Here is a 25,010-nt window from a genome sequence, read left to right as displayed (position 1 = left end):
AATGTTCATATCGAAGGCGTTTTCAGCGGCACGCCCAGACCATCGACGACTGCTTTTGGATCAGGATAGCCGGATTTATCACGATATCCAGCCGAAGCCTTCGAGGTTCATGCGCTAATCGCTGTCGATGTGCGTTTCCAGCGAGGGATCGGCCGCGCACCGCAGGGATCACATCACCATGCAACGGGTGAAAGTCGGGCGAAGCCTTCCTGGCGCTGGTAGGGGAAGTATGGATATGGCGCTGTTCTGGAGCTGGCGGCGTCGAGCCTGGACATCTGGTCGGTTGTCAGCGTCCAGCCGATGGCACCAAGGTTGTCTCGTAGTTGGGCCTCGTTCCGGGCGCCGATGATGACCGATGACACCGTTCGTCGCTGGAGGAGCCAGTTGATGGCGACTTGCGGAATCGTTCTCCCGGTCTCCTTTGCGATCTCGTCGAGGGCGTCGACCACGCGGAAGAGGTCCTCGTTCTCCACTGGCGGGCCGTAGTCCGCGGTTTGGTGCAGTCGGCTGTGGGCGGGGAGTGGCTGGCCGCGGCGTATTTTGCCGGTCAGTCTTCCCCAGCCGAGCGGGCTCCAGACGACTGCTCCGACGCCTTGGTCGATCGCCAGGGGCATCAGTTCCCATTCGTAGTCGCGGCCGACCAGGGAGTAGTAGACCTGATGGGCGACATAACGTGCATGGGCGTACTTCTCTGAGATCGACAGTGACTTCATCAGTTGCCAGCCGGAGAAGTTGGAGGCGCCGATGTAGCGGATCTTTCCGGCCCTTACGAGGTCGTCGAGTGCGGACAGGACCTCCTCGATCGGTGTGCCGGCGTCGAAGGCGTGCATCTGGAACAGGTCGATGTAATCCGTGCCGAGGCGGCGCAGCGCGTTCTCACATGCGGCGATCAGGCGCGAGCGTGAGGAACCCGCGTCGTTAGGGCCGTCGCCCATCGGGAGGCTGGTCTTGGTGGACAGGATCACCTGGTCACGGCGTCCTCTGATCGCTTCGCCCAGCACCTCTTCCGAAACTCCGCCGGAGTAGACGTCGGCGGTGTCGAACATGGTGACTCCGGCTTCCAGGCAGATGTCCACCAAGCGGCGCGCCTCCCGGACGCCGGTGTTGCCCCAGGCTTCGAACATCGGTCCTCGGCCGCCGAAGGTCCCCGCGCCGAAACTGAGCGCGGGCACCTTGAGGCCCGACGCACCCAACCGCCTGAACTCCATGATCAATCCTCTCGTGCTTAACGGTTCTCTGGTTCCGTTAAGATAAGGCAAACGTAGCAGAGATGGCCCACTAACGAAACCGGAGTTCCGTTATGGAAGAGGCGAATCCGGGAACCGTACGCCCCGGGGGCCGTACGGCGCGGGTGCGGGCGGCGGTGCTGCGGGCGGCGGGGGACGCCCTGGCGGAGCAGGGCTTCGCCCATCTTGACCTCGCCGACATCGCCCGCCGCGCGGACGTGGGCAAGACCACCGTCTACCGCCGCTGGGGAACGGTGACCAGCCTGGTGGCCGACCTGCTGGTCGACATGGCCGAGCAGTCACTGCCGCGCACCGAGACCGGCTCGCTGCTCGGCGACCTCAAGGCCAACGCCCGGCTCGTGCAGCGCACCCTGGCCGATCCGCGCCAGGGGAAGCTGTTCAAGGCGGTGATCGCAGCCGCCACCTGCGACGCCGGAACGGCCGACGCTCTGCACCGCTTCTACGCCATCCGCATCGCCGAATGGGCCCCCTGCGTGCGGCAGGCCATCGACCGGGGCGAGGCCCCCGAAGGCACCGATCCCCACGACGTGATCCGCGCCGTCTCCGCGCCCCTCTACTACCGCCTGCTGACCAGCGCCGACCCACTCGACGAAGCCACGGCGGACCGCGCCGCCGAAGCCGCCGTGGCTGCGACGCGCGCGGGGGCGTACAGACGGTGAGGACATACTTGTCGCACACCTTTCCCGAGACGGGCGGATCCGCCTGGTCTATGAGCTCAATTCGGCGAGAACCTCAAGCGTCCGGCTCCACGGATAGTCACCCGAGTCCCGGGGTTCGATTTCCCCTGGGCCGATGAGGACGCGGACGCCTTCGTCGCGTAGTTCGCCGACCGCGCGCAGGAACGGGACACGAGTGGCCAGCGCGGTCTGGACGAAGGGGAGGACGACGACGGGGATTCCGAGTCCGGGAGCTTCGGCGAGGAGGCCCAGGGCGTAGGTGTCGGCGATGCCCAGGGCGAATTTGTTGATCGTGTTGTAGGTGGCGGGGGCCACGATGATGGCGTCGGGCCGGGAGGGTTTGGGCTCGTCCGGTTTGCGGTAGCGGCTTCGAATGGGGCGGCCGGTCTGCTTCTCCAAGGCGGGAACGTCGATGAAGTCGAGGGCGGACGGGGTGGCGACGATCTGGACGACCCATCCCTCGGCTTGAGCCAAGGTCACCAGCCTGCCGACGTCGGCGGCGGCTCCGGCGGCGCACACGATGATGTAGAGGACCTTGCCTGTGGTCATGCCGTGACGATCTCACGTCAGCCCGGTGGACTCGCAGGCCGGTTTCACGTTCTTGGGGGCGCAGATCTCGTTCACCGTCCAGAAGCCGTCCCGTACCACGGTGTCCTTGATGTTGTCCCTGGTGACCACCATCGGGGCGATGATCATCGCGGGGATGCGGCTGACCGTGTCGTTGGTCACCGTGCTCGGCGCCTTGACCGGCCGGCCGGCCGCGAGATCGATGGCCATCTGGACGGCGCTCTCCGCCTCCGGCTTGATCGGCTTGTAGATGGTCATGGTCTGGGTGCCGAGCAGGATCCGCTGGATCGCGGCGAGATCGGCGTCCTGGCCGGTCAGCGGGGTGCCCTTCGGGACGCCCGCGGCCTTCATGGCGTCCGCGATGCCCCCGGCCATGCCGTCGTTGGCGGAGTACACCCCGATGACCCGGTCCGCGCCGAGCGTGGCGAACGCGCCGCTCGCCTGGATCCTGGCCCGCTCCGGGCTCCAGTCAGGGGTGTCGTACTCCCGGCCGATCACCACGTGGCCATCCAGGGCCTGGTGCGCGCCCTTCTTGAATTCGCGCGCGTTGGGATCGTCGGGCGCACCATTGATCATGACGATCGGGCCCCGGAAGGGATTTCCGCCCGCCTTCAGCGCGTCGAGCAGGGCCTGGCCCTGCATCTTCCCGACCTCGATGTTGTCGATGGAGCTGTAGGCGTGGATGGGGCCATCGGCCAGCCGGTCGTACGCCACGATTTTGACGCCCTGCTTTTCGGCCTTCTGGACCGAGGGGGAGATGGCCTCGGCGTCCACGGCGTCGAGGATGAGAACATCGACGCCGCCGGCGAGCATCGCGTCGATCTGCTGCTGCTGCCGGAGGGGATCCTGCTTGGCGTTGGCGTAGACGAGCGTGCAGTTGGGGCAGGATTTCTTGACGGACTTGGTGATGTAGGGGCGGTCGAACTTCTCGTACCTGATGGTCTCGGACTCGGGCAGCAGCAGGCCGATCTTGAAGCTTTGCTGGACGGGCGGGCGGGTCCGCTCGAATACGACTTCGGTCCCGCTGCTGGGGCAGGGCGTCGTGGCACATCCGGCGGCGCTCGCGACCAGGAAGGTGATCGCCGTCATCCGCCGCCAAATCCCCACAACGATCCCCCTTGTACGGCACCGCCCCCGCCAGCGCCCCTACCCGGTGAATTCCCAGGCCGTACGCCCCTCGACCGAGTCTTGACCACCCATTTCCGACTTGACTAGTCAGAATGTGTGACAAATCATCATTGCTGGAGTTATGTCGTAGTCATACGGTCTGGCTATGGACTTGGAGCTCCGCCATCTCCGCATTGTGCGCACGGTCGCCGAGACCGGCAGCGTCAGCAAAGCGGCCACCGTGCTCGGGCTGGCGCAGCCCGCGCTGACCGCGCAGCTCAAACGAATCGAGAGGGCGCTCGGGGGCGCCCTGTTCCAGCGTGACCACACCGGCTCGCGGCCCACCCCGCTGGGCGAGTTCGTGCTGGCCCGCGCGCAGGTGTTGCTGCCCGCCGTACGGCAACTGCAGGAAGAGGCGGCGCGGCTGGCCAACGGCGGCGAGCCAGGGCGGCGCTACCGGATCGGGGCGGCCAACGGGCCGATCCTGGGCGGCCTGGTGGACCGGCTGGCGCAGGCCGAACCGGACGCGGTCATCACCACGGCCACCTCGTGGTCCACCGGCGAGCTGGCGACCAAGGTGATGCTCGGGCGGCTCGACTACGCGCTGATCGGGGTCTGCGGGGACACCCGGGCGCCCGGCGACGAAGCCGTTTCGTGGGCGCTCGTGGCGATGGATCCGGTTTTCGTGCTGGTGTCCTCGGAGCATCCGCTGGCCGGGGAACTCGAGGTCGAGCTCGGCGCGCTCGCCGACGAGCAGTGGGCGGTCACGCCCGGCGACGGCTGTTTCGGCGAGTGCTTCGCGGTGGCGGCCGCGCGCGCCGGATTCACCCCCGCGACCATCTATGAGACGGATGTGGCGACCTGCGTGCATCTGGTGAGGGTGGGGCGGGCCGTGGCGCTGTGTCAGGGCACGTTCCGGCTGAGCGAAGGCCTGGTCGCCCTGCCGATCATCGGCACGCCGTTGCGCTGGCGGCAGCTGCTGGGCTGGCATCCGGAGACGCCCGCCGCCGAGAAGGCCGCCCAGATCGTCGGCCACGCCAAGGCCGCACACGAGGACGCGGCACGCCAGAGCCCGGCGTACTCGAATTGGCTGGACCGAAATCATGGTTATGGCACGGTGCCATAACTCCATGGTGGGGGGCAATTGGTAGGTCCTCGCGGGGGATTCGCACCGTTACGTTGACGGCACTCCCACCCCCAAGGAGAGACCCGATGCGCAGCAGGCACATCCTGAGCGCGGCGAGCGCCCTCACCCTCGGCGTCGCCCTCATCCTCACCTCCACCCCCGCCACGGCCTCAGAGAAACCAGCGCCGACCATGGTCCAGGCCCTCCAGCGGGACCTGAACCTCACCGCTGAGCAGGCCGAAACCCGGCTGCTGAACGAGAAGCGGCTCGGCAAGGTGGAAGGCAAGATCCGCACCACCCTCGGGGACCGGTTCGCCGGCTCCTGGCTCAGCGGCGACGCCGCCACCCTCACCGTCGCCGTCACCGACGCCGGCGCGGCCTCCGCCATCACCGCGTCCGGCGCGAAAGCCCAGGTCGTCACGCGTACCCTCGCCGACCTGGACGCCGTGAAGGCCCGCCTGGACGCCGTCACCGCCCCCGCCACCGTCCCCAGCTACTACGTCGACGTGCGCGCCAACACCGTCGTCGTGCTCTCCCGCGACCAGGCCGCCGCCGAAGCCTTCGTCGCGGCCAGCGGCGTCGACGCGGGCGCGGTCCGCATCGAAGCCACGCAGGAGCAGCCGCAGCCGTACTACGACTTACGCGGCGGCGAGGCGTACTACATCAACAACAGCGGACGCTGCTCGATCGGCTTCTCGATCACCCGCGGCACCACCAACGGCTTCGTCACCGCCGGCCACTGCGGCACCGCCGGCGCCTCCACCCAGGGCTTCAACCGGGTCGCCCAGGGCACCTTCCAGGCCTCCTCCTTCCCCGGCAACGACTACGCCTGGGTCGCCGTCAACGCCAACTGGACCCCCCGCCCCGTCGTCATCGGCTCCGGCGGCAGCACCGTGAACGTGGCCGGCTCCAGCGCCCAGGTCGTCGGCGGCTCCATCTGCCGCTCCGGCTCCACCACCGGCTGGCACTGCGGCACCGTCCAGCAGCTCAACGCCACCGTCACCTACTCCCAGGGCACCGTCACCGGCCTGACCCGCACCAACGTCTGCGCCGAGCCCGGCGACTCCGGCGGCTCCTGGATCTCCGGCGACCAGGCCCAGGGCGTCACCTCCGGCGGCTCCGGCAACTGCACCTCCGGCGGCACGACCTACTTCCAGCCGGTCAACGAGATCCTCTCCGCGTACGGACTGACGCTCGTCACCCAGGGCGGCGGAGGCGGCGGCGGGACCTGCTCCGGCTACGCCAACACCTACACCGGCTCGCTGACCAGCGGCGCGAACGTCTACCTCCCGAACAACTCCTACTACCAGTCCACCGTCTCCGGCACCCACAGCGCCTGCCTCGACGGACCTACTGGCGTCGACTTCGACCTTTACCTGCAGCGCTGGAACGGCAGCGCCTGGGTCGCCGTCGCGAGCGGCACCAGCTCAGGACCTGACGAGACCGTCTCCTACAGCGGCACCGCGGGCTACTACCGCCTCCGCGTCCACGCCTACAGCGGCTCCGGCGCCTACTCCGTAGGCTCGACCCGCCCATAACATCCCACCCACGCCGCCGCCCGAACCCCGGGCGGCGGCGTCTTTATACGCCTCTCCCATGACAAAAGTTGATCTCACCTACCACCCATACATCCCCCTGCTGCCAAACTTGTGAGAGACTCCACCATTGCGGGGCGGTAGCTCAGCCGGTCAGAGCATCGGACTCATAATCCGTGGGTCGTGGGTTCAAGTCCCACCCGCCCTACCCTTGCGATCAGGCCGATCATCTGCCTGACCTGCGGTTACACCCACTTCCCCCTGCTGGGATGTGCCATGGATGGGTGTTTGCCGGTCACTGCTCGGTGCCGTGCTGGGGGTCAGCGCGACTCGCTGACCCCGGTTATTCAGCAGGTTCGCCAGGTTCGGTGGGTTTGCCACTGTCCTGCCGCGCGAGCCAGCCTGGCCAGATCCGGGCGGCAACCGGGCGCGGCAGCCGCCCGCCCAGGTGCATGGAGCGCCAGACGCCTCGGTAGCCGGGCAGCAGCCCGGCGGCCACCAGGACGTGGCCGACGACGACGGGGGTGAGCAGGAAGGTGGTCCAGCGGTGCAGGTCGGCCAGCAGCAGGAGGGAGGGCAGGTACAGCATGCCCAGCCCGGTCAGGGCCATGACGGCGAAGGTGGCCAGCATGACCAGGTTGGCCAGGCGCTGGCCGGGGTCGTAGTGGCCCTCGTGGCGGGGGAAGCGGCCGGTGAGCGCGGCCCTGGGCCAGGCGGCCAGCCAGCGGCCGTCGCCCGGCTCGCGTTCCAGTGACTCCCGGACGAAGGCGCGGGCGGCCCGGGCGCGCCCTACGGCGTAGCCGAGGGTCACGAGCACGAACAGCAGGCCGGTCCACTCGTGGATGTCGCCGTCGGGCAGGCCCAGCAGGTGACCCCGGTAGTCGTCGAGGACGAACCACCAACCGGTCGACAACAGCACCAACATGACCAGGTAGACGAAGGCGTGGAACCAGCGTGCGGCCCTGCCATAGCGCTGAACGTAGTCCATGACCCTTATACCGGGCCTAGCGGTCCGGGGTTCCTGGCCTGCCGGGAGAGGTGCCTCATCGCGCCCCTCCAACACCTGCCCGCCACCGTCCGATGGCGCGGTGGGCGTAAGTATGTCCGGCCCGCACAGCCCTCTCCCTGGCGAACGCACCGCCTATCCATAACTACGATTCCGTTGGTCTCGGCCCGGCCACCCTCACGGTCCTGCGAGTTCGGAACTGCGGCTTCCGGCTACGGCAAAGCCGCACGCCCGGTCAGTGCTCGCCAAGCAGCCTTTCGCCGTCATCATCGCCGTGTAGTAGTCGAGGTAGCGGAAGCCGTACGTCTCGCCGCGGGCGAACGCCTGCTTTTCGATCGCGGCCCGCCAGCGCTGGAAGGCGGCAGCGGGGATGGGAATGTAGAGGTCGGGGGAGAATCCTTCTGCGTCCTCCCAGTTGTCCGCGTGCAGTATCTGCTTTACCCCGTGCCGGCCCAGCGGACTGTCCACCGGCAGCGAGGCCAGGAATCGCGCCCGCTCAACGAGGATCGCCGCGCGCTCGTGATCTCGGTGGATGCTCTTGCGCCAATGAGTGATGACGGTGTCCGGCTTTTCCGCACGGATGATGTCCGCGATCTGGTTCGCCGCCTCGTCGTTATCGGGGAGGAAGCCGTCGGAGTAGTCGAGCACGCGGAACTCCGCGCCGATGTCAGCGGCGAACTGCTCGCCCTCGCGGATCTTCTGGATGCGATATTCGCTGGGGCTGAGGTGGGGGTGGCCCCGCTCACCGTAGGTGCAGGCAAGGAGGATCGCCCGGTCGCCGTCATCGATGAGCTTGGCGAGAGCCGGCCCCGCGGTGAGGTCCATATCTCCGATGTGGCCGCCGACGGCGAGGACTGTCCTGTGCACGGTCGCTCCGTTTCATCTGGCTCGTCGTTACTTCATCCCACTCAGCATCACGCCGCGGACGTAGTACCTCTGGAAGAAAAGGAAGATGATGAGCACCGGCAGGGTGCTGATGATGATGCCGGCCATGACGATCGGCGTCGTCCGGTTCGGGTCGATGAAGCTCTGGAGGAGCTGGATGCCGACCGGAAGCGTCATCAGGTCCGGGTTCGTGGACGCGATGAGCGACGTCCAGATGTACTCGTTCCATTGGCTGACGAACGTGACGAGGCCGAGTGTGATGGCCACGGGACCTGTCTGCGGAAGGACGATGTTGTAAAACAGGCGCCATTCGCCTGCCCCGTCGATCCGGGCCGCCTCCAGCATCTCATCCGGTACGCCGATCATGAATTGGCGCATCAGAAATATCCCGAAACCACTCACCAGGAACGGGAGCATCAGCGAGACGATGCTGGTCGTCATGCCGCCGTCGCCGCCCTGGCCGAGGATATTGTTCCCGCCGGTCAGCGGCCAGTTCAACATGATGATGAAATCGGGGATCAGCAGCAGGAACGGGGGAAGCATCATGGTGGCCAGGACGAAACGGAAGATCACGTCTCTGCCGCGGAAGCGCAGCTTGGCCAGCGCGTAGCCGCCCATCGCCGAGGTCACCAGCACGGCCGCGGTCACGGTCAGGGTCACGATCACGCTGTTCAGAAACAACCGGCCGAGCTGGAGCTGGTCGAACGCGGCCGCGTAGTTGCTCCAGGTGAAGGAGTCCGGGAGAAAGTGGTACGGGAGTATTCCGTATTCACCAGAACCTTTGAACGAGCTGGAGATCATGTCGAGAAACGGCAGCGCCATGAGCACGCCGCCGATCGCGACGAGGGTGTAGGAGAGCCAGGGAGGGCGGTGTCGTCTGTTGCCGCGGGCCATCAGTCGTCTTCTCCTGCTCGTCGACCGATCCAGAGCTGGATCAGGGTGGCAACGAAGATGATGACGAAGAGCACCATCGCCATCGCGCTCGCGGTTCCCCAGGCGCCGAACCTGAAGGCCTGCTGATACATCTCGAAGGCGGCGACATTCGTGGCGTTGGCCGGTCCACCGTCTTTGGTCATCACAATGATGAGGGCGAACGACTGCATCCCCGCGATGCATTGCGTGATGAACACGAAGAGCAGTGACGGGCGCAGCAGCGGGAGCGTGATGCCCCAGAACGTGTTCCAGCTGTTCGCTCCGTCGATCTCGGCTGCCTCGTATACCGTGCGGTCGATCGCCTTGATGCCGGCGGTGAGGATAAGCACCGCGGAACCTATCGACGCCCACGCCTGGACAACGGCGACCGAGGGAAGGGCGGCTGTCGGGTCGGAAAGGAACCCGATGGAGTTGATGTGGAGCATGTTCAGGATGCCGTTGATGAGGCCGGAGGGCTGATACATCATTTTCCACACGTTGCCGATCGCGACGACGGTCGCGACGACGGGGAGGAAGTAGAGGAATCTCCAGAAGCCCTGGAACCGCAGCCGCTCGATACACTGCGCGACCAGCAGCGACCCGGCAACCGCCGGAATCACGGACAGGGCCGCGAACAGGAGGGTGTTCACCAGGATCGGTGAGAGGAAGGTGCTGTCGAAATTGAGAATGTCGCCGTAGTTCCGCACGCCGATGAACGTGATCTGCGTGAGGTCGTAGCCGCCCCATTGCGACAGGGACAGGAAGATCGCGAAGAGGGACGGCAGGATCAGGAAGACGGTGAAGAACAGCAGGGAAGGCGCCAGGAAGAGGTAGCCGGCACGTCCTTGCCTTCGCGGTCTGCCGGCGCCCGGCCGGGTCGGCGCCCCGCGCGTCGCGCCGGCGTACGTTTCTGTCATGTGCCTCGCCTCCCCTGGCCAGGGCTGTCGGGTCGCGGGTGACGGGGCGGCGGTTCCCTCCCGTCACCCACGGACCGCTACTTGCGGCTGATTTCGGCGATCAGGTCATTGAACGTCTGGTCGACCGGAGCCTGGTTGACGAGGATCCTGTTGAGCGCGTTGTGCAGCGAGGTCTTCGCCTTGTAGCCATTGGCGGCGTTCGACTCCGCCATCGCGTAGCCGGCGGCCTCGTAGATCGGCTTGAGATTCGGATCGGTGGCCTGGAGCTTCGCGCCGAGGATGGCGGCGTCGGCCTTTCGCGGCGGGATGAGGCCGTTGGTGGCGAGGAAGTCGCCCATCCCCGTCACGCCCTCCTTGTTCTTGTTGGAATTCAGCCAGGTAAGGAACTCCCACGCCTGCTGCCTGTGCTTGCTCTTGGCGTTCACGCCGGTGAAGAAGGCGTAGGCCAGCGACCCCTTCTCACCCGCGTTGGGACCGGGCACCGGAGCGGTACCGACGTTCGCGTAGCCGTCCTTCATCGACTCCTTCAGGCTGCCGATCCACCAACTCGCCTGGATGGCCATGGCCACCCCGTTGCTGGGGAAGGTCTTGGTCGGCGAGATCGAGGTCGTCGTCGCGCCGGACTTGGCGAGGTCGGCCTCCAGTTGCATCACCGACTTCGCCGTGTCGTCCAGCGCGGAGTCGCCGCCGGCCCCGAGGAACGTGCCGCCGGCGGAGTTGAGCAGGGAGAAGAACGGATGCGCGGTCTGGTTGTCGCCGCCCTGGATCAGGCTCAGGCCTTCGACCTGGTAGTTGCCGGACGAGTCCTTCTTGGTGGTCTTTTCCGCGATCTCTTTGAGCTGGGCCCAGTCAGACGGCGGCGTGTCGTAGCCGGCGTCGGCGAGCAGCTTCTTGTTGTAGAACAGTACGTATGTGTTGAACTCGGTCGGGTAGCCGAACACCTGCCCGGTTCCTGATGTGACAGCGGCTGCGGCGGCCGGGCTGTAGTTCTCCGCGATGTCCTTGGCGACGTCGGCGGGCGGCTGATCGAGCACGCCGTTCGCGGCGAGCTGGCCGCCCCACAATGCGTAGGAGCTGAGGATGTCCGCGCCCTGTCCGCCCGTCTGACGGACGTTGAGCGTGGTGAGCAGGTCGTCGAAGCTGACCGCCTGCTGTTTGACTTGGATGTCGGGGTGCGCCGCGTTCCATTCGTCGATGAGCTTGGAGATGCCGCTCTTCAGGGGCTCGTCGCCGTAGTGGCTCAAGAAGGTGAGGGTGACTTTGCCGTTGTCGCTTGCGGATCCGCCACCGCCGCCACATGCCGACAGGGCGAGTGCCACGGTGCTCGCGACGAGCGTTAATCTGGCTGTTCGGCTCCGGCCGAACAGGGCTGGTCTCATGATGTTCCTCTCGGTGCCGGTGAGGGTTGCGTGTCACGTCGCGAGCGGCGCATGCAGAACCGCGAACGTGCGGGTAATCGTGAAGCCGGTCTTCGCGTACAGACGGCCTGCCGGGGAGGTCTCCCCGGTCCACAGGAACCAGGCACTGTGTGCTCCCGATGCCCGCATCCGCTCCAGGGTGAGGTGGAGCAGGATCTCGCCGAGGCCGGTGCCGCGGCTCTCGGGCAGGACGCCGAAGGGTCCGAAGCGTTCGACAACGTTCTCGTAGGTGCCGTGCATCGCCCAGCCGAGCATCACGCCATCCGGGTTGCGTACCGTGATGATGCGTTCGAGCGGCTGCCCGCCGAGCACGGCCTCGCGAATTCCTCGCGCCCAGTCGGAGTTGAAACGGCTTCCGGCGATGCCGACCAGGTCGACCAGGTCGTCGCCGCTGGGTGATCCGAAGGTCCAGCCGTCCGCGTGCAGCGCCGCGACGCGCTGGCGGATGCGCTCGGGGACCTCGTACTCGTTGAGGCTGAGGTCCATCGCGACGCACTCGTACTGGGTGGTGAAGCCGAGCGAGGCGAGCACCCGCGCGGCGTCGGGGTACCGGGCTGTGTCCAGTCCGGGGAGGAAGTAGTTGGGCGTGTACGACGAGAAGTACCCGGTCTTCGCGCCCTTGCCCGCCAACCATTCCATGACGGCGCGGACAAGTCGGGAGCCGAGGCCCTGGCGACGCGCCCGCGGGATGACGAAGAAGAAGGGAATCCAGCCGGAGTCCGGCTCCAGGTCGGCTCCGTCGGCGGGAATGAGGCGGCGCACGCCGTAGGCGGCGCCGACAACGTCACCATCCTGCTCGGCTACGAGCAGGCCGGCGGCGTCGAAGTTGCGGTCGAGGAGGAACAGGTCGCGGAAGCGGTTGTAGGTGATGCCGTCTCCTGGCGCCGCCGCCGTCCAGGCCAGAGCGATCGCCGGCCCGTCTCCAGGACGGAACGCTCTGATCGTCGCGGTGCAGGTGGGTTGCGTCATCGGTCTTCCTCGAGCACGGTCGGTTCGGCGAATCGGGGCATTCTGCCCGTTGGACCAAGATTGTCTTCGCGCCAAGAGGGGATGTCAATAATTTTCAGCAGACCGGCTTTGCCTGGCGCTGATTTACATGGAACCGCGGGGATAGAGCAGCACGTCGTCGCCGTAGACCGCCTCGACGGCTTCCGCGCCGGGGTTGAGCGCCAGGACGGACCGGCCCGCCTGTACGGCCTCGCGCAACCGTGCCGATCCCCAGAGCCGGTCGACGGCGTAGCCGCGTTCCGGTGGATCCACCCGTTCGTCGGGTGGCAGAAAGCCGAATTGGCCGGGGTACAGGTCGGCGACGGCGTCGAGCACGGTGAGCGCCGTCGCGACAGGGTCGTACGCTGACCGGTCGGAGATGTGCAATTGAACGCCGCGGATGGTCTCGCCGGCGTACTTGTGGAAGGTCGGGGTGAACCAGACATCTCTGAACACAACGCCTGCCGTCTCGGTCTCGCGCAGGCGCGCCGGTAGCCGTCCGTCGACGTAAGGCGCCCCGATCGTCTCGAACGGCCGGGTCGTACCGCGCCCCTCGCTGAGGTTCGTTCCCTCGAAGAGCCCTGTGCCGCAGTAGGCGAAGGCCGTGTCGAGGGTCGGTATGTTCGGCGACGGCGCAACCCAGGGAAGGTGGGTGCGATCGAAGTCGGCGGCCACGTCCCAGCCGGACATCGGCACGACATCCAGGTCGACGCGAAGGCCCTGGGCGGGCAGATCCCTGGTGTTGAACAAGCGCGCGAGCTCACCCGCGGTCAGACCGTGGCGCAGGGGGATGTCGGCGCGGCCGACGAAACTGCCGTACCCCGCGACGTCGAGGCCCGGGCCGGACAAAACTGCCCCGCCGAGGGGATTCGGACGGTCGAGCACGACGAAGCGCACCCCTGTTCGCGCCGCGGCCTGCATGCAGTCGTACATCGACCAGATGTAGGTGTAGAAGCGAACTCCGAGGTCCTGCATGTCGAACACGATCGTGTCGACACCCGAGGCGGCCAGGAGTTCGGCCAGCTCGCGGCCGTTCCGCAAGTAGGTGTCGAAGATCGGCAGCCCGGTAGGTGGGTCGTACGTGCTGGTCTCGGTCTGCCCAGCCTGCACGGAACCGTTGAGTCCGTGCTCCGGGCCGAACAGGGCCGTGACCGGAGCGCCGGCGGCCACCAGCGCGTCAACCGTCCGGCCGAGATCCGGCGTCGTTCCAGTGAAGTTGGTGAGCAGGCCGATGCTGGTGCCCCTGATAACCCGCGGGCCGCCGAGGACGACCTCGACACCGGTACGGGTGCGCTGCGCTGTCATGGCCTTTACTCCGTTTCGGCCGGATCATTGCGGGTCGTCTCGCAACTCTCGGACGATCTCGTACGTGCTCTTCAGCGCCTGAACGGTGTGTTCATAGCGACTGCGCGCGACACCGACGAACAGGTAGTCCACGATGGTCAACTGCGCGATCCGGCTTGCCATCGCGCCCGAACGGAAGGTGGTCTCCCGGACCGCTGTGCGCAGCACGGCGTCGGCGTGCCCGGTCAGCGGCGAGTCAGGCACGTTCGTCACGGCGACGGTGTACGCGCCGCTGTCCTTCGCGGCGCGCAGAAACGCGTTCGTCTCCTTGGTCCTGCCGCTGTGGGAAAAGCCGATCGCGACGTCGGCGGCGCCCAGCAGAGCCGAGGAGACCAGAGCGGCGTGCGCGTCGTGGAAGGCGAGCGCCACATGGCCGATCCGCAGGAGCTTCTGGGCGAGATCCTGAGCGCCGACGTTGCTGGCCCCGACTCCGAACAGCACGACGCGCTTGGCGCGATCCAGCTTGCGCACGACGCTCCGCAGCACGTCGAAGTCGATGTTGTCGACAGTCTCGCGGATGCCGAGGATCTCGCTGTTCGCGATCTTGGCGGCCATCTCGGCGAGTGTGTCGGACGGGCTGATGTCGGCGCCATAACTGCCTGGCTCGCCGCCACCGAACTCGGCGGACTCCTTCGCCAGCTCGGCGGCCATCTGCAACTTCAGCTGGGGAAAGCCAGTGAAACCGAGGGTTCGGCAGAATCGGACGATCGACGCCTCGGAGGTGTCACAGGCCCGGGCGACCTCACTGATGGTGCTGTCAACCATGAGTTGCGGCCGATCGAGGATCGCGTCGGCGATGCGCCGCATGGTGGGCGGAAAGGACTCGGCGCGCGCCTGGATGTCGCTCTGAATGCTCACAGGTAAGTCCCCAATGACACCGCTAGCCACATCCTGTCTGTCCGCTCGGTCACCTCACGCGGCTGTCAGGCTATGGACATGATCGCCGCTCGTCAATGACTTTCGCAAGTAATGGGCTTGTTGTAAATTCATTTCATCGCCTCCTACCGTCGGACCTGCTCAGCGAACTCGGCGTCCGCGACCTGAACACCGCGTGGACCCCGGAACCTTACGGAGACGGAAATGCTCGCCGTCCGCTCCGACCTCCCCCACGAAAGGTACGTAATCCGTGTCTGACCTCGGCAATGAAACGCGAGGCACTCTCGACCACGTCCGCGCCGAACTGTCGGCGCTCACCACCGAGGCCGTCGCCGAAGAGCTCCGCAATCTCGACACTCTGCCCACGGACAGACTCGTCACCCTGATGAACGAACAGGACCAGGGCATCTCGTTAGCCGTGGCGGCGGTGCTTCCCCAGATCAGCCGCGCGATCGACGACATCGCGGACCGGATGCGAGCGGGCGGGCGGCTCATCTACATCGGTGCCGGCACGGCCGGCAGGCTCGGCATCCTCGATGCCAGCGAATGCCCCCCCACGTTCAACACCGACCCCTCCGTCGTCACCGGAATCATCGCCGGCGGAGACGCGGCGATCCGGACCGCCGTCGAAGACGCCGAGGATGACGCGCAAGGCGGAGCCGACGCGCTCGAAGGCATCGGACTCAACCCATCGGATGTCGTCGTCGGCATCTCCGCATCCGGCCGAACCCGTTACGTGGTCGGCGCACTCGAGTTCGCACGTCGGCGGCACGCGCTGAGCGTCGCGGTCGCATGCAACCCCGACTCCCTCATCGGGCAAGCCGCCCATCACGCGATCGAGGTCGTCGTCGGGCCAGAGATCATCGCAGGGTCGACACGCCTGAAGGCCGGCACCGCGCAGAAGCTGGTGCTGAACATGATCTCGACGGTAACCATGATCCGGCTCGGAAAGACCTACGGCAACATCATGGTCGGCCTTCAACCGACCAATGAGAAGCTGCGTGCCCGAGCCGAGCAGGCAGTCATGCTCGTCACCGGCCGCTCAGCGGCTGAAGCCCGGCGAGCCCTCGCCCGATCCGAAGGTTCGGTCAAGACCGCGGTCCTGATGCTGTCGCGCAATCTGACCCGGGAGCAGGCCGCCGCCGTACTCGCCAAGGCGTCAAGCCTGCGAGCCGCCCTCGGTGACCCAGAACCGGCATGAAGCACCCGGCGGTGTCCACCACGATGTGCCCACGCGGCTGCCGACACCACCGATCCCGACCGGAACCGGCCCAGCGATATTGGAGTCCACAGTGGACCTCACGGTCATCGGCATGATCAGCGGCACCTCCTACGACGCGGTCGACGCGGCCGTCGCCGACCTCTCGCTGGCCGGGGACGAGATCGTCTGCCGGCCGCGCGGCCTGCACAGCGAGCCGCTGCCGGATGAGCTGCGCGCCCGGATCGCCACCGCGCTGCCACCGCACGCGACCACGTTCGAGGAGGTGTGCCGGCTGCACACCGAGCTGGGCCGGCTATTCGGCTCGGTCGCCGCCGCCGCCAACGAGCGGCTCGCGGGAGGTGCCGCCGACCTCGTGGTGTCACACGGACAGACGGTCTTCCACTGGGTCGAAGGGGGACAGGCTCTGGGTACGCTGCAGCTGGGCGCCGCCGCGTGGATCGCCGAAGCGACCGGCGTCGCCACCGTCACCGACCTGCGTACCCGGGACCTCACCCGGGGCGGCCACGCGGCACCTCTGGCGTCCACTCTGGACGCGATGCTCGTGCTCTCCGAAGGCGTGCGGCGCGGCTCGCTGAACCTCGGCGGCATCGCCAACATCACGGTCCAGGACGGCGCCGGCGACGTGCTCGCGTACGACATCGGACCGGCGAGCGCGCTGATGGACGGCGCGGTGGCCGACGCCACCGGCGGCGCGCGGCGAATGGACACCGACGGTGCGCTCGCCGCCGCCGGGACCGTCCACCGCGGGCTGCTGGACCGGTTGCTGGCGGAGCCCTACTACCGGCTGCCCCCACCCAAGTCGACCGGCAAGGAGCTGTTCCACGCCGGCTACGTCCGTAACGCCGTCGGCGACCTGGCCATCGGCACCGAGGACCTGCTCGCCACGCTGACCGAGCTGACCGCGCGCCTGGTCGCCGACGCCGGCCGCGCGCAGGACCTGGCCGAACTGGTCGTCGCCGGCGGCGGCGTGCGCAACCCCACGCTCATGGCGCGCATCGCGGCGCTGTCGGCGCCTACCCGGCTGCGTGGCATCGACGACTTCGGGCTGCCGCCCCAGGGTAAGGAGGCCTACCTGATGGCGCTGCTCGGGTACCTGTCGGTGCACGGCCTGCCGGGCACGATACCGTCGGCGACCGGCGCGCGGACCGGCTCGATCCTCGGCTCCTTCACGCCCGGCGCCCGCCCGCTGCGACTGCCGGAACCGGCGACCGTGACGCCCCGCCGGATGCGCATCCGATGACGACATCCGCGACGGCGGCCCTGCGCCCGGCCACAGCGGCGGACGCGGACGCGCTGGCCGAGGTGTTCCTGGCGGCATGGCGCGGCGGATACCGGGGAGTGGTACCCGACGACGTCATCGACGGACTGGACGCCGCGCACTGGACCGCCGCCCTCTCCCGGCGGCTGGGCACCACGGGACAGCACACCGTCGCCGCTGTGGACGATCGCGACCGGCCGATCGGCTTCGCCAGCTACGGCGCCGACGACGAGCACCCCGGCGGCGGCTGCCTCGTCTCGCTCTACGTCCACCCGTCCGCGGGGCGGGCCGGGGTCGGGCGCCGCCTGCTGCGCCACGCCCTCGACCAGATGTCCGATGTGGACGTCCGGCTCTGGGTGTTCGAGGGCAACGCCGCCGCCCGCCGGCTCTACGAGCGGGAGGGTTTCCGCCCGGACGGCGGCCGGTTGACCGATGCCCGGTTGCGTACCCCCCAGATCCGGTACCTCCGACCGGCGCGCTCGACGTGATCCACCGCGCCATAGACGGCAACGCCGGCGTCGACCTGGCTGGCAAAGAAGTATCGGAAACGGAAAGCGAACGAGGAACCCATGAAGATTGCGGTGATCGGTGGTGGCAGCACTTACACCCCCGAACTGATCGAAGGATTCGCCCGCCGTTCGCGCGTGCTGGCGGTGGAGGAACTGGTATTACAGGACGTCGCCGCCGACCGGCTCGAGATCGTCGGCGGTCTGGCCCGCCGTATCCTTGCCAGGCAAGGCTTCGCCGGCCGGCTCGTGACCACCACGTCACCGGACGCTGCGGTGGACGGGGCCGCGGCCGTGCTGATCCAGCTCCGCATCGGCGGCCAGCGGGCCAGGCTGGTTGACGAGACCCTGCCCGGCAGGTTCGGACTGCTGGGGCAGGAGACCACTGGCCCAGGCGGCTTCGCCAAAGGGCTGCGCACGATACCGGTCGTGCTGGCGATCGCGGACCTGGTGGCGCGGCGGGCGCGGCATGATGCCTGGATCGTCGACTTCACCAACCCGGTCGGCATGGTCACCCGGGCACTGCTTGACGAGGGGCACCGCGCGCTGGGGCTGTGCAACGTGGCGATCGGGCTCCAGCGCCGGCTGGCCGCCCGGCTCGGGGTGGATCCGGACCGGGTGCGGCTCGACCATGCCGGGCTCAATCACCTCTCCTGGATCCGCCGGGTACTCGTCGACGGCATTGACCGGCTGCCCGAGATGCTGGCGTCCGATGACATCGGCGACCTGGTCGACGCACCCGCCGAGCTGATGCGCACGCTCGGTGCGATCCCCTCCTACTACCTGCACTACTTCTACCGCACCGACCGCGCGACCGAGGCGCGAGCCGGCGGACCGCACCGCGCCGACGAGGTTCTGGACATCGAGCAGACCCTGCTGAAGATGTACGCCGACCCGGCGCTGGACCACAAGCCGGCTCTGCTGGACAAGCGCGGTGGCGCCTACTACAGCGAGGCCGCCGCGGCCCTGGCGACCTCGCTGCTGACCGGGGACGGCGCCCACCATTACGTCAACGTGCGCAACAACGGGACGATCGACGGGCTGTCCGATGAGACCGTAGTCGAGGTACCGGCCACAGTGGACACCGCTGGGGCACATCCGGTACCGGTCGCGGCGCTGGCCCCGGAGATGCTCGGCCTGGTCCAGGCGGTCACCGCGTACGAGATCCTGACCATCGAGGCGGCCCGGACCGGCGACCGCCGGGTGGCGCTGCGCGCGCTGCTGGCACATCCCCTGGTCCGACAGTGGGACATCGCGGTACCGCTGCTCGACGCGGTGCTGGACGCCAACCGTCAGCACCTGCCACGGTTCTTCGCGCGGCATCCCGGCACCCAGCCCGCCGATGCCTGAGTACGTCATCGGCGTCGACGGTGGCAATTCCAAGACCGACGTCGTCATTCTCACGACCTCCGGCCGGTTGCTGGCCCGCCATCGAGGGCCCGGTATCAGCTCGCCGCTGATCGACCTCGCGGCGTGGCGGCAGCGACTGGCCACCGTGGTGAACGAGGCCCGGCAACTCGCCGGCGTACCCGCGGATACGCGAGCCAGGTGCGCCGCCTACTTCCTGGCCAACGTGGACCTGCCGATCGAACGGAGGATCGCGCGGCGCGAGCTGGAACGCGCCGGCCAGGCCGAGGTGACCGTGGTACAGAACGACACGGTAGCGGTGCTGCGCGCGGGAGCCGGCCGGCCGTGGGGGATCGCCGTTACGGCGGGCGCCGGAATCAACGCCATAGGCGTGCACCCCTCTGCCCGGGTCGCCCGTTTCCTCTCGCTGGGCGACTACGCCGGCGACTCGGGCGGCGGGCAGAACACCGGCATGCTGGGCTTGCGCGCCGCGGTCCGCCACCGAGACGGCCGCGGGCCGGCAACCGTCCTCTCCACGACCGTGCCGGCCCACTACGGCCTGCGCCGCCCGGAGGACGTGGCCGTCGCGGTGCACCGCGGCATCATCCGGTACGACGAACTCCACGTGCTGGCCCCCCTGGTGTTCGCTGCCGCCAGAGCGGGCGATGCGGTGGCGACCCGCATCATCGCCGGCTTCGCCGACGAGGTCGTGACGATGGTGAACGCTCTGGTCCGGCGGCTGCGTCTGACCCGCAGCGACGTCGAGGTCGTCCTCGGCGGAGGTACGCTGCAGAGCGCCGACGGCCTGCCGCTGGACCGGGTGACCGACGGCATCTTGGCACGGGCGCCCGCAGCCCAGGTCACTGTGCTGCGCGTGCCCCCGGTTTTCGGTGCGGCCGTCGAAGCCTTCGACCGGATCGGCGTAGACGCCTCGACTCTGGCGGAGGTGAAGGACACTTTCACCGGTTCGGCGAGCGACTGACGGCAGCAGCAACTCAGCGCGATCGGGACTCGATCAGATCGTGGAGCTGCTGGGTCAGGGGATCGTGCGGGCGAGCGGCGAAGGTGATGCGCAGCCAGCCGTCGGCGTCGGTTTGGAGGAGATCGTCGCGGATGGATGGGTCGGCACCGCGTTCCAGGAGCAGGCGGATCACGTGGAGACGACCGCCCGGGATCGCCCAGTGCAGGCCGGTCCGCCCGAGGTAGGGCGCGACGTCGGGATGGACGCCGCGGTCGAGGAACCAGCGCACGACCTCGATCCGGCCGTGCTGGCAGGCATGGACGAACGCCTCTCCCACGATCTCCTCCGGGTCATCGGTCGGCGGCAGCCGGGACGGAAAGCCTGCGCCGGTGTCGGCGAGGTCGGGGCGCGCCGACGCGGCGTCCGGCCGGAGGCTGCCGTCCGCGTCGAAACAGGCCCGCACCAGATCCAGCCGGCCGCAGGCGGCATACGTCCAGAGCGCCCGCGGGACGATTCCGTGCTCGGCGAGCAGGTCGACGACCTCCGTGTTGTCGTGGTAGATGGCGTTCTCCAGCGGGGTGGTGCCCCATTTCCGGACGCCAGGGTCGGCGCCGGCGTCGAGCAGCAGGCGCACGTACTCGACCCGGTTGAAGCGGGCAGCCCAGGTGAGCGGGAGATCCAGGTTGGTGGCCTTGCCGAGCAGGACATCGACTGCGGCGCGTGGCACGCCGAGCTCCTTCTCGAGCCGGACACCGGGGATCGTCTCGGGGCCCGCGAGCATGTGCAGCAGGGTGTCGGCCTGCTCGGCGGTCAGACCGGCCAGCCGATCGGTGTCGCCGGCCAGCAGGGCTTCGGCCTCGCGGTGCAGCCGCCGCCGCTTCTCCCGGCGTTCGCCGAGATCGCGCCGGGATTTCTCGGTGTACGACACGAGCTCCTGCCAGGTCGGGAAGCCGAGCTCCCGCGCGATGATCAGTCCCGCGTCGCGAAGCTCGGCGGTCGCGGCGGAGGTCGCGGTGGCGTGCCGGGGCACGTAGGCCCGCAACCGTCGCAGCGCGCCGGGATCGTCGCGGCGCAACTCGACGAGGAGGGCGTCGGCCATCGAGGCGTAGATGCCCGGTCTGATTCCCATGAGGCGGGAGACCGGCCGTTCTTCGATGGTGCCGCGGCTTTCGACGTGGGCGCGAAACTCGGCCCAGGTCCGGAATCCGTGTTCCTGAGCGAGCACGAACTGGGCGTCGCTGAGCAGGAACCGCTCGGCGGCTCGATCGCTCAGCACGTCGGCAACCCGGGCTTCGGCTGTCGCATCGCCCGCCGCGTACGCGTGATGCAGGTGCTTGGCCTGCTTGCGGTAGTACTCCAGGTTCGGATGGGCCGGCAGCTCGAAATGACGATCGGACATCGCAACCTCCTTCGTCGCCGAGGTCCGCTTGCCCGGCCGGAAAGAGGTTGGTCTTGTCCAGTGCGTTGACGTGCTGCTCGAGGTGGGAAAATCCCTGCCCGCGGACTGGCAGCGCCCTCGCACGCTCCTTTCAGAGTAGTGATCGGCTCTGCGTGAAGGCAACCGCTAGGAAGCTTCCAGGGCACCCCGGCCCGCGTTGGTAAGGATCAGCCGCCGGCCGTTCTCCCGGTCCACGTCGGCGTCGTCGTGCTCGATCCACCCGGCCTTGAAGAGGACGGCCAAGGTTGCGGCGGAGATGCCCGACCGCCGCGGCGAGAGAGGGTTGTGGCGTACGACCTCATCGCGGATCCGGAGCAGAACCGCGCGCTGGGCGGCCGTGGGACGGCGCGGTTTAGGGCTGGTCATCGGGGAGTCACCTCTGGCGGGGGCGGGTGTCCTGATTGTGCCAGTTCGTCATCAATTAGGGTTGGGTGTCCTGGAAGATCGTGCTCGGCGGATGGATCGGCGGGAAGGGCGACGGCGCGCTGCCTGCGGATCGGCCTGAAATATCCGACAATTCTCGACCGTGCGTTCGGATGTCGCTAAGCTGATCGCGGCCTCGGGCGGAGGGGAAGCCGACCCGGGGCCCCCTCCCGCGTGGTGATCCGGCCTGATCGCCCGGCCGATTTGCTGATCAGCTACCTGGCGGGGTCGGCCAGTACCTAATCCAGGTCCTCGGTGATGGTGACGGCTACGGTGCGACCATCGGGGTCGGTCAGGGTGTGCTGGCCGGGTGGGAGCGCGGGGCCGATGGTCGTGGGGATGGTGAGCCCGAGACGCAGACGGCCGGTCGGCTGGCCCGTGCCCGTGGGGTACAGCTCAAGGACAATCGGTCCGAGCGTGGTGGCATAGTGCTCGGGGCCGCGGCCGTGCTGCTCCCTGTCGAAGTCCAGGCCGAGGCCGGTATAGAAGGCGTGGCAGGCGTCGAGCTGGTTGGTGTAGATGACGATCAGATTGGTGTGGATCATGTCGGGGGCCTTCTATACGGGCGACTCGACCTCGACTGCCTCGGCCTCCGCCCGCAGCCGCAGCGCCTGCTCCGCGATCGAAACCGGCACCACCGCGGCGATTCGCCGACCGGCCTCATCGCGGATGAACCTGATGTCCCCTCGGAGCAGTGCTCCGTGCGCGAGGTCGTTGAGCTTGTCGGCCGCCTGAGAGATGTCGAGGTCGTCCATTTAGGCACGGTCGCTCTCACAGACTGCTGATGTCAAGGTCAGGGGTCCCCGTTCCCCGCCCGGTCGACCAGCTTGGAGCGCATCCGATCCACAAGCGCGGCTCAGTCCCACACCCATACAGTCCGGGTCGCTGCCATCCTGCCCCCGTAAATCCCCGTTGGGGAGAGATTATGGCCGGTCGCCAGGGGAGACCTGGTCAGGGCTTGCACCAGACCCGGACCGCATCGACGATCTTCTGGGCTTGGGTGGCGTCCACGTCGGTGAAGTGCTTCTGGGCATTCGCGACCGTATCGGCGTCCGAGACGCCCTTCTTGATGTCCTGGCAGGTCTTGTTCGCCGCCGACATCGCCAGCCCCTCGTCCAGCAGCCATGGGGCGGCGACAGCCAAAGAGAATAGAAACTCCTTGCGCTGCTGGTCCGTCGGCGTCGAGCCGTTGCCTTCGGCAGTGGGGACGGCCGTCGGCAGGTCGCTGGGCAGGGTCGGAAGGGCCTGGGCCGCCGTGGCCGGGCCGTCCTCGCCGCAGGCCCCGGCCAGCAGGGCGGTCAGCACTGCCAGGCCCGCCACCAGCACCGTCGCCCGTCGGCCGGTCGAGATCCGCGACCATCCCGGCTGCTTCTGCTGCGGAGAATGCATTGAGGAACAATATGCCGAAAGATCAACCCCTTTCTGGTGAATTGGTGATGTTGCTCGACAATGGTGCGGTCACCAGCTGAGACTTGCGGCGGATGGCCGAGGGCTGCAGGCTATGCCTGCCGCGCCCCATAGGACGAACGCTTTCATCGCCGTACCTCCGGGAGATCCGGCCCCAGGCGGAAGCCGGGCTTCCGCCTGGGAAAGAGGCGTCGCCTCGAGTCATCTAGCCCGGCTTCCCCCAAGGAACATCGCGCCCAGCCCGAGGAGCAGGGCGACCGTGCCGGTCACCACGTTGTTCCAGATGGTCGCCGTGTTGGCGACGTCGGCGCTGATGACCCAGGGAGCGATGATCGTCCAGATGCCGATCAGCGGCGCGACCCAGGTGAGGCCGTGGGTCCGGCCGTAGGCCGAGGCGAACCCGAGGGCCAGCAGCGCTAGGGCGATCCCGACGATCAGGTTGTTCCCGGTCAGGGTCGGGAACCTGTTGAATCCGACCACGAAGGGCGAGATCGCGAGGTAGAGCCCGGTCAGGAAGGTGAGGCCGGCGACCGCCTTGGCGGTCGGCGTCTCCGCGGCGAGCTCGTACTTCGCCCGCAGTTCCTGGATGTCGGGGTGCATCTTCATGGCCTGACCAGCCATGTCTTTCACCACCTTCTCGAACGCAGTGCGTACGTGTGGCTCGTTGAGCAACGCGGCTCACATGCCGCCTTACTCATATATCATGTTGTGATAATATCACATAAGGAGATATGTCCCCATGATGCCACCACCCACCGCTCTCGACGACCGGCAGTATGCGAGCTTGCTCGCGGTCCGGGTGGGGGTGCGCCGCTTCCTTCGGTGGAGTGAGGAGCGGGCGGCCGAGGTGGGGCTGACGGCCACCCAGCACCAGCTGCTGCTGGCGATCCGCGGTCACGACGACTCGCGCGGGCCCACCATCGGAGAACTCGCCGACTACCTGTGCACCCGGCATCACAGCACCGTGCAGCTGATCGATCGGGTCGAGCAGCTCGGTCTCGTCGCCCGCAACCGCGGGGAGGGCAAGGATCGCCGCGTCGTACGCCTGAAGCTCACCAGCGCCGGCAAGGGCAAGCTGGCCCTGCTCAGCGCCACCCATCTGGAAGAACTCCGGCGGCTGGCTCCTCTGATCAACGCGTTGGCCGTGCCGGAGGCGCCGTGACTCAGCCGCGCCGGGCGTACACCTTCTTGACCTTGGCGACGGCCTTCTTGGCGGTCTTCACCGTCGTCGGCCACGTCGACTTGGTGTCGGTCAGGCCCTGGTAGACGACGACCGAGCTCTTGTACGCCACGACCACGAACTCCGACACATAGGTGTTCATATCGGCCCCTGGGAACCGAGCGCTGTCGAAGGTCACCTCGAAGGCGTAGGTGGCGTCGCCGAGGTTGGCGACCTTCTTCTTCTTGAACTCGCTCTGCCGCCGGAAACCCACCTGCCCGTCACAGGCGGTGGCGACCTTCAACGCGGCGGTCTTGAGCTGCCTGATCGTCGCCGGACCACCCGTGAACACCTGATGTAACCCGTTGACCTTGCCGATGATCCAGGCCGAGGGCCGCTGCCCGCCGAACACACTGTCGTACGCCTTCAGCGCATCCATGCAGCGCGCCTCGTCCACCCTGAACGCGGACAGGAACGCTCCATCCAGGTCCATCGACAAGATGGCCACACCCTTGCCGAGATCCTTGTCGGCCAGCAGGGCCCTCTTCATCTCCGCCTGCGTCAGCGGGGCCACCGGCGCCCCCACCGCCAGCGCACCCGTGAGCACCAGTTCCATGATCATGGTTCTCTCCCGCCTCCGCGTGATCGGAAGACGAACGCTAGCGCCGTACGACCAACGTGATCA

Annotated in this window: 27 protein-coding genes and 1 tRNA gene; 10 read left to right on the top strand and 18 right to left on the bottom strand. The window is 67.8% G+C overall.

Annotation, left to right across the window (positions count from 1 at the left end):
- Window positions 1–173 precede the first annotated feature (173 nt).
- On the bottom strand, window positions 174–1,208 hold the full coding sequence (locus Amac_RS01945; RefSeq protein WP_155352528.1) for an aldo/keto reductase: 1,035 nt from the start codon (window positions 1,206–1,208) through the stop codon (window positions 174–176).
- Window positions 1,209–1,300: 92 nt separating this feature from the next.
- Here Amac_RS01945 and Amac_RS01940 point away from each other — a divergent pair, with 92 nt between their 5' ends.
- Complete coding sequence (locus Amac_RS01940; RefSeq protein WP_155352527.1) at window positions 1,301–1,906, top strand: TetR/AcrR family transcriptional regulator; 606 nt, start codon at window positions 1,301–1,303, stop codon at window positions 1,904–1,906.
- 48 nt (window positions 1,907–1,954) lie between these two features.
- Here the strand turns inward: Amac_RS01940 and Amac_RS01935 are convergent, their stop codons facing one another.
- Both Amac_RS01935 and Amac_RS01930 read right to left on the bottom strand, forming a co-directional pair.
- Window positions 1,955–2,473 carry a flavoprotein gene (locus tag Amac_RS01935; RefSeq protein ID WP_155352526.1) on the bottom strand — a complete coding sequence of 173 codons (519 nt, stop codon included), beginning with the start codon at window positions 2,471–2,473 and terminating at the stop codon, window positions 1,955–1,957.
- A gap of 12 nt (window positions 2,474–2,485) precedes the next feature.
- Window positions 2,486–3,580 (bottom strand): sugar ABC transporter substrate-binding protein, encoded by a 1,095-nt coding sequence (locus tag Amac_RS01930; RefSeq protein WP_155352525.1) that lies wholly within the window; start codon window positions 3,578–3,580, stop codon window positions 2,486–2,488.
- Window positions 3,581–3,764: 184 nt separating this feature from the next.
- Between Amac_RS01930 and Amac_RS01925 the strand changes: the two genes are divergently transcribed.
- The 3 genes from Amac_RS01925 (at window position 3,765) to Amac_RS01915 (ending at window position 6,467) form a co-directional block, all read left to right on the top strand.
- On the top strand, window positions 3,765–4,724 hold the full coding sequence (locus Amac_RS01925) for a LysR family transcriptional regulator (RefSeq protein ID WP_155352524.1): 960 nt from the start codon (window positions 3,765–3,767) through the stop codon (window positions 4,722–4,724).
- Between the two features lie 86 nt (window positions 4,725–4,810).
- Complete coding sequence (locus Amac_RS01920; RefSeq protein ID WP_155352523.1) at window positions 4,811–6,262, top strand: S1 family peptidase; 1,452 nt, start codon at window positions 4,811–4,813, stop codon at window positions 6,260–6,262.
- Window positions 6,263–6,393: 131 nt separating this feature from the next.
- Window positions 6,394–6,467, top strand: a tRNA-Ile gene (locus tag Amac_RS01915).
- A 135-nt stretch (window positions 6,468–6,602) separates the two neighbouring features.
- Here the strand turns inward: Amac_RS01915 and Amac_RS01910 are convergent.
- From Amac_RS01910 to Amac_RS01875, 8 genes are all read right to left on the bottom strand, one after another.
- Window positions 6,603–7,247, bottom strand: coding sequence for a cytochrome b/b6 domain-containing protein (locus Amac_RS01910; RefSeq protein WP_155352522.1), 645 nt, complete (start codon window positions 7,245–7,247; stop codon window positions 6,603–6,605).
- 195 nt (window positions 7,248–7,442) lie between these two features.
- Complete coding sequence (locus Amac_RS01905) at window positions 7,443–8,132, bottom strand: PIG-L deacetylase family protein (RefSeq protein WP_155352521.1); 690 nt, start codon at window positions 8,130–8,132, stop codon at window positions 7,443–7,445.
- A 27-nt stretch (window positions 8,133–8,159) separates the two neighbouring features.
- Window positions 8,160–9,044 (bottom strand): carbohydrate ABC transporter permease, encoded by an 885-nt coding sequence (locus Amac_RS01900; protein WP_155352520.1) that lies wholly within the window; start codon window positions 9,042–9,044, stop codon window positions 8,160–8,162.
- Window positions 9,044–9,979 (bottom strand): carbohydrate ABC transporter permease, encoded by a 936-nt coding sequence (locus Amac_RS01895; RefSeq protein ID WP_155352519.1) that lies wholly within the window; start codon window positions 9,977–9,979, stop codon window positions 9,044–9,046. Before Amac_RS01895 ends, Amac_RS01900 begins: the two co-directional genes overlap by 1 nt.
- Before the next feature lie 77 nt (window positions 9,980–10,056).
- Window positions 10,057–11,358 (bottom strand): extracellular solute-binding protein, encoded by a 1,302-nt coding sequence (locus Amac_RS01890; protein WP_155352518.1) that lies wholly within the window; start codon window positions 11,356–11,358, stop codon window positions 10,057–10,059.
- 33 nt (window positions 11,359–11,391) lie between these two features.
- Window positions 11,392–12,366, bottom strand: coding sequence for a GNAT family N-acetyltransferase (locus tag Amac_RS01885; RefSeq protein WP_155352517.1), 975 nt, complete (start codon window positions 12,364–12,366; stop codon window positions 11,392–11,394).
- 123 nt (window positions 12,367–12,489) lie between these two features.
- Window positions 12,490–13,689 (bottom strand): exo-beta-N-acetylmuramidase NamZ family protein, encoded by a 1,200-nt coding sequence (locus tag Amac_RS01880; RefSeq protein WP_155352516.1) that lies wholly within the window; start codon window positions 13,687–13,689, stop codon window positions 12,490–12,492.
- 24 nt (window positions 13,690–13,713) lie between these two features.
- Complete coding sequence (locus Amac_RS01875) at window positions 13,714–14,586, bottom strand: MurR/RpiR family transcriptional regulator (protein WP_155352515.1); 873 nt, start codon at window positions 14,584–14,586, stop codon at window positions 13,714–13,716.
- Between the two features lie 268 nt (window positions 14,587–14,854).
- Here Amac_RS01875 and murQ point away from each other — a divergent pair, with 268 nt between their 5' ends.
- From murQ to Amac_RS01850, 5 genes are all read left to right on the top strand, one after another.
- Window positions 14,855–15,805: an N-acetylmuramic acid 6-phosphate etherase gene (murQ, locus tag Amac_RS01870; RefSeq protein WP_155352514.1), complete on the top strand. Its 951-nt coding sequence runs from the start codon at window positions 14,855–14,857 to the stop codon at window positions 15,803–15,805.
- A gap of 91 nt (window positions 15,806–15,896) precedes the next feature.
- The gene (locus Amac_RS01865) at window positions 15,897–17,066 is read left to right on the top strand and encodes an anhydro-N-acetylmuramic acid kinase (protein ID WP_246268018.1); all 1,170 of its coding nucleotides are present in this window, start codon (window positions 15,897–15,899) and stop codon (window positions 17,064–17,066) included.
- A complete protein-coding gene (locus Amac_RS01860; RefSeq protein WP_155352513.1) occupies window positions 17,063–17,572 on the top strand; it encodes a GNAT family N-acetyltransferase in 510 nt (169 codons plus the stop codon). Before Amac_RS01865 ends, Amac_RS01860 begins: the two co-directional genes overlap by 4 nt.
- An 81-nt stretch (window positions 17,573–17,653) precedes the next feature.
- Complete coding sequence (locus Amac_RS01855; RefSeq protein ID WP_155352512.1) at window positions 17,654–18,940, top strand: family 4 glycosyl hydrolase; 1,287 nt, start codon at window positions 17,654–17,656, stop codon at window positions 18,938–18,940.
- Complete coding sequence (locus tag Amac_RS01850) at window positions 18,933–19,919, top strand: N-acetylglucosamine kinase (RefSeq protein WP_155352511.1); 987 nt, start codon at window positions 18,933–18,935, stop codon at window positions 19,917–19,919. The genes Amac_RS01855 and Amac_RS01850 overlap by 8 nt, the downstream gene beginning before the upstream one ends.
- Before the next feature lie 13 nt (window positions 19,920–19,932).
- On the opposite strand, the gene Amac_RS01845 is transcribed toward Amac_RS01850, so the two are convergent.
- From Amac_RS01845 to Amac_RS01820, 6 genes are all read right to left on the bottom strand, one after another.
- Window positions 19,933–21,297 carry an ankyrin repeat domain-containing protein gene (locus Amac_RS01845; protein WP_155352510.1) on the bottom strand — a complete coding sequence of 455 codons (1,365 nt, stop codon included), beginning with the start codon at window positions 21,295–21,297 and terminating at the stop codon, window positions 19,933–19,935.
- Between the two features lie 165 nt (window positions 21,298–21,462).
- On the bottom strand, window positions 21,463–21,702 hold the full coding sequence (locus Amac_RS01840; RefSeq protein WP_155352509.1) for a hypothetical protein: 240 nt from the start codon (window positions 21,700–21,702) through the stop codon (window positions 21,463–21,465).
- Window positions 21,703–21,998: 296 nt separating this feature from the next.
- Complete coding sequence (locus Amac_RS01835; protein WP_155352508.1) at window positions 21,999–22,304, bottom strand: VOC family protein; 306 nt, start codon at window positions 22,302–22,304, stop codon at window positions 21,999–22,001.
- 12 nt (window positions 22,305–22,316) lie between these two features.
- Window positions 22,317–22,514 carry a hypothetical protein gene (locus Amac_RS01830; protein ID WP_155352507.1) on the bottom strand — a complete coding sequence of 66 codons (198 nt, stop codon included), beginning with the start codon at window positions 22,512–22,514 and terminating at the stop codon, window positions 22,317–22,319.
- 196 nt (window positions 22,515–22,710) lie between these two features.
- Complete coding sequence (locus Amac_RS01825; protein ID WP_155352506.1) at window positions 22,711–23,148, bottom strand: DUF732 domain-containing protein; 438 nt, start codon at window positions 23,146–23,148, stop codon at window positions 22,711–22,713.
- 219 nt (window positions 23,149–23,367) lie between these two features.
- Window positions 23,368–23,787 carry an SPW repeat protein gene (locus Amac_RS01820; protein ID WP_155352505.1) on the bottom strand — a complete coding sequence of 140 codons (420 nt, stop codon included), beginning with the start codon at window positions 23,785–23,787 and terminating at the stop codon, window positions 23,368–23,370.
- 118 nt (window positions 23,788–23,905) lie between these two features.
- On the opposite strand from Amac_RS01820, the gene Amac_RS01815 reads away from it, so the two are divergent.
- Entirely contained in the window at window positions 23,906–24,328 is a 423-nt protein-coding gene (locus Amac_RS01815; RefSeq protein WP_218040832.1) for a MarR family winged helix-turn-helix transcriptional regulator, read from the top strand.
- Window position 24,329: 1 nt separating this feature from the next.
- Here Amac_RS01815 and Amac_RS01810 read toward each other — a convergent pair whose 3' ends face one another.
- On the bottom strand, window positions 24,330–24,947 hold the full coding sequence (locus Amac_RS01810) for a hypothetical protein (RefSeq protein ID WP_155352504.1): 618 nt from the start codon (window positions 24,945–24,947) through the stop codon (window positions 24,330–24,332).
- Between the last annotated feature and the right edge of the window lie 63 nt (window positions 24,948–25,010).

This window comes from Acrocarpospora macrocephala (assembly GCF_009687865.1).
Classification (GTDB): Bacteria; Actinomycetota; Actinomycetes; order Streptosporangiales; family Streptosporangiaceae; genus Acrocarpospora; species Acrocarpospora macrocephala.
The sequence above is the reverse complement of the archived record's forward strand: the minus strand, read 5'-3'. Positions and strand labels throughout refer to the sequence as shown.

What these genes read in the sequence shown, in the direction of transcription:
- Amac_RS01945 (WP_155352528.1), bottom strand. Translation starts at nt 1,208, where the DNA reads ATGGAGTTCAGGCGGTTGGGTGCGTCGGGCCTCAAGGTGCCCGCGCTC.
- Amac_RS01940 (WP_155352527.1), top strand. Translation starts at nt 1,301, where the DNA reads ATGGAAGAGGCGAATCCGGGAACCGTACGCCCCGGGGGCCGTACGGCG.
- Amac_RS01935 (WP_155352526.1), bottom strand. Translation starts at nt 2,473, where the DNA reads ATGACCACAGGCAAGGTCCTCTACATCATCGTGTGCGCCGCCGGAGCC.
- Amac_RS01930 (WP_155352525.1), bottom strand. Translation starts at nt 3,580, where the DNA reads ATGACGGCGATCACCTTCCTGGTCGCGAGCGCCGCCGGATGTGCCACG.
- Amac_RS01925 (WP_155352524.1), top strand. Translation starts at nt 3,765, where the DNA reads ATGGACTTGGAGCTCCGCCATCTCCGCATTGTGCGCACGGTCGCCGAG.
- Amac_RS01920 (WP_155352523.1), top strand. Translation starts at nt 4,811, where the DNA reads ATGCGCAGCAGGCACATCCTGAGCGCGGCGAGCGCCCTCACCCTCGGC.
- Amac_RS01910 (WP_155352522.1), bottom strand. Translation starts at nt 7,247, where the DNA reads ATGGACTACGTTCAGCGCTATGGCAGGGCCGCACGCTGGTTCCACGCC.
- Amac_RS01900 (WP_155352520.1), bottom strand. Translation starts at nt 9,044, where the DNA reads ATGGCCCGCGGCAACAGACGACACCGCCCTCCCTGGCTCTCCTACACC.
- Amac_RS01895 (WP_155352519.1), bottom strand. Translation starts at nt 9,979, where the DNA reads ATGACAGAAACGTACGCCGGCGCGACGCGCGGGGCGCCGACCCGGCCG.
- Amac_RS01890 (WP_155352518.1), bottom strand. Translation starts at nt 11,358, where the DNA reads ATGAGACCAGCCCTGTTCGGCCGGAGCCGAACAGCCAGATTAACGCTC.
- Amac_RS01885 (WP_155352517.1), bottom strand. Translation starts at nt 12,366, where the DNA reads ATGACGCAACCCACCTGCACCGCGACGATCAGAGCGTTCCGTCCTGGA.
- Amac_RS01880 (WP_155352516.1), bottom strand. Translation starts at nt 13,689, where the DNA reads ATGACAGCGCAGCGCACCCGTACCGGTGTCGAGGTCGTCCTCGGCGGC.
- Amac_RS01860 (WP_155352513.1), top strand. Translation starts at nt 17,063, where the DNA reads ATGACGACATCCGCGACGGCGGCCCTGCGCCCGGCCACAGCGGCGGAC.
- Amac_RS01855 (WP_155352512.1), top strand. Translation starts at nt 17,654, where the DNA reads ATGAAGATTGCGGTGATCGGTGGTGGCAGCACTTACACCCCCGAACTG.
- Amac_RS01850 (WP_155352511.1), top strand. Translation starts at nt 18,933, where the DNA reads ATGCCTGAGTACGTCATCGGCGTCGACGGTGGCAATTCCAAGACCGAC.
- Amac_RS01845 (WP_155352510.1), bottom strand. Translation starts at nt 21,297, where the DNA reads ATGTCCGATCGTCATTTCGAGCTGCCGGCCCATCCGAACCTGGAGTAC.
- Amac_RS01840 (WP_155352509.1), bottom strand. Translation starts at nt 21,702, where the DNA reads ATGACCAGCCCTAAACCGCGCCGTCCCACGGCCGCCCAGCGCGCGGTT.
- Amac_RS01835 (WP_155352508.1), bottom strand. Translation starts at nt 22,304, where the DNA reads ATGATCCACACCAATCTGATCGTCATCTACACCAACCAGCTCGACGCC.
- Amac_RS01830 (WP_155352507.1), bottom strand. Translation starts at nt 22,514, where the DNA reads ATGGACGACCTCGACATCTCTCAGGCGGCCGACAAGCTCAACGACCTC.
- Amac_RS01825 (WP_155352506.1), bottom strand. Translation starts at nt 23,148, where the DNA reads ATGCATTCTCCGCAGCAGAAGCAGCCGGGATGGTCGCGGATCTCGACC.
- Amac_RS01820 (WP_155352505.1), bottom strand. Translation starts at nt 23,787, where the DNA reads ATGGCTGGTCAGGCCATGAAGATGCACCCCGACATCCAGGAACTGCGG.
- Amac_RS01815 (WP_218040832.1), top strand. Translation starts at nt 23,906, where the DNA reads ATGATGCCACCACCCACCGCTCTCGACGACCGGCAGTATGCGAGCTTG.
- Amac_RS01810 (WP_155352504.1), bottom strand. Translation starts at nt 24,947, where the DNA reads ATGATCATGGAACTGGTGCTCACGGGTGCGCTGGCGGTGGGGGCGCCG.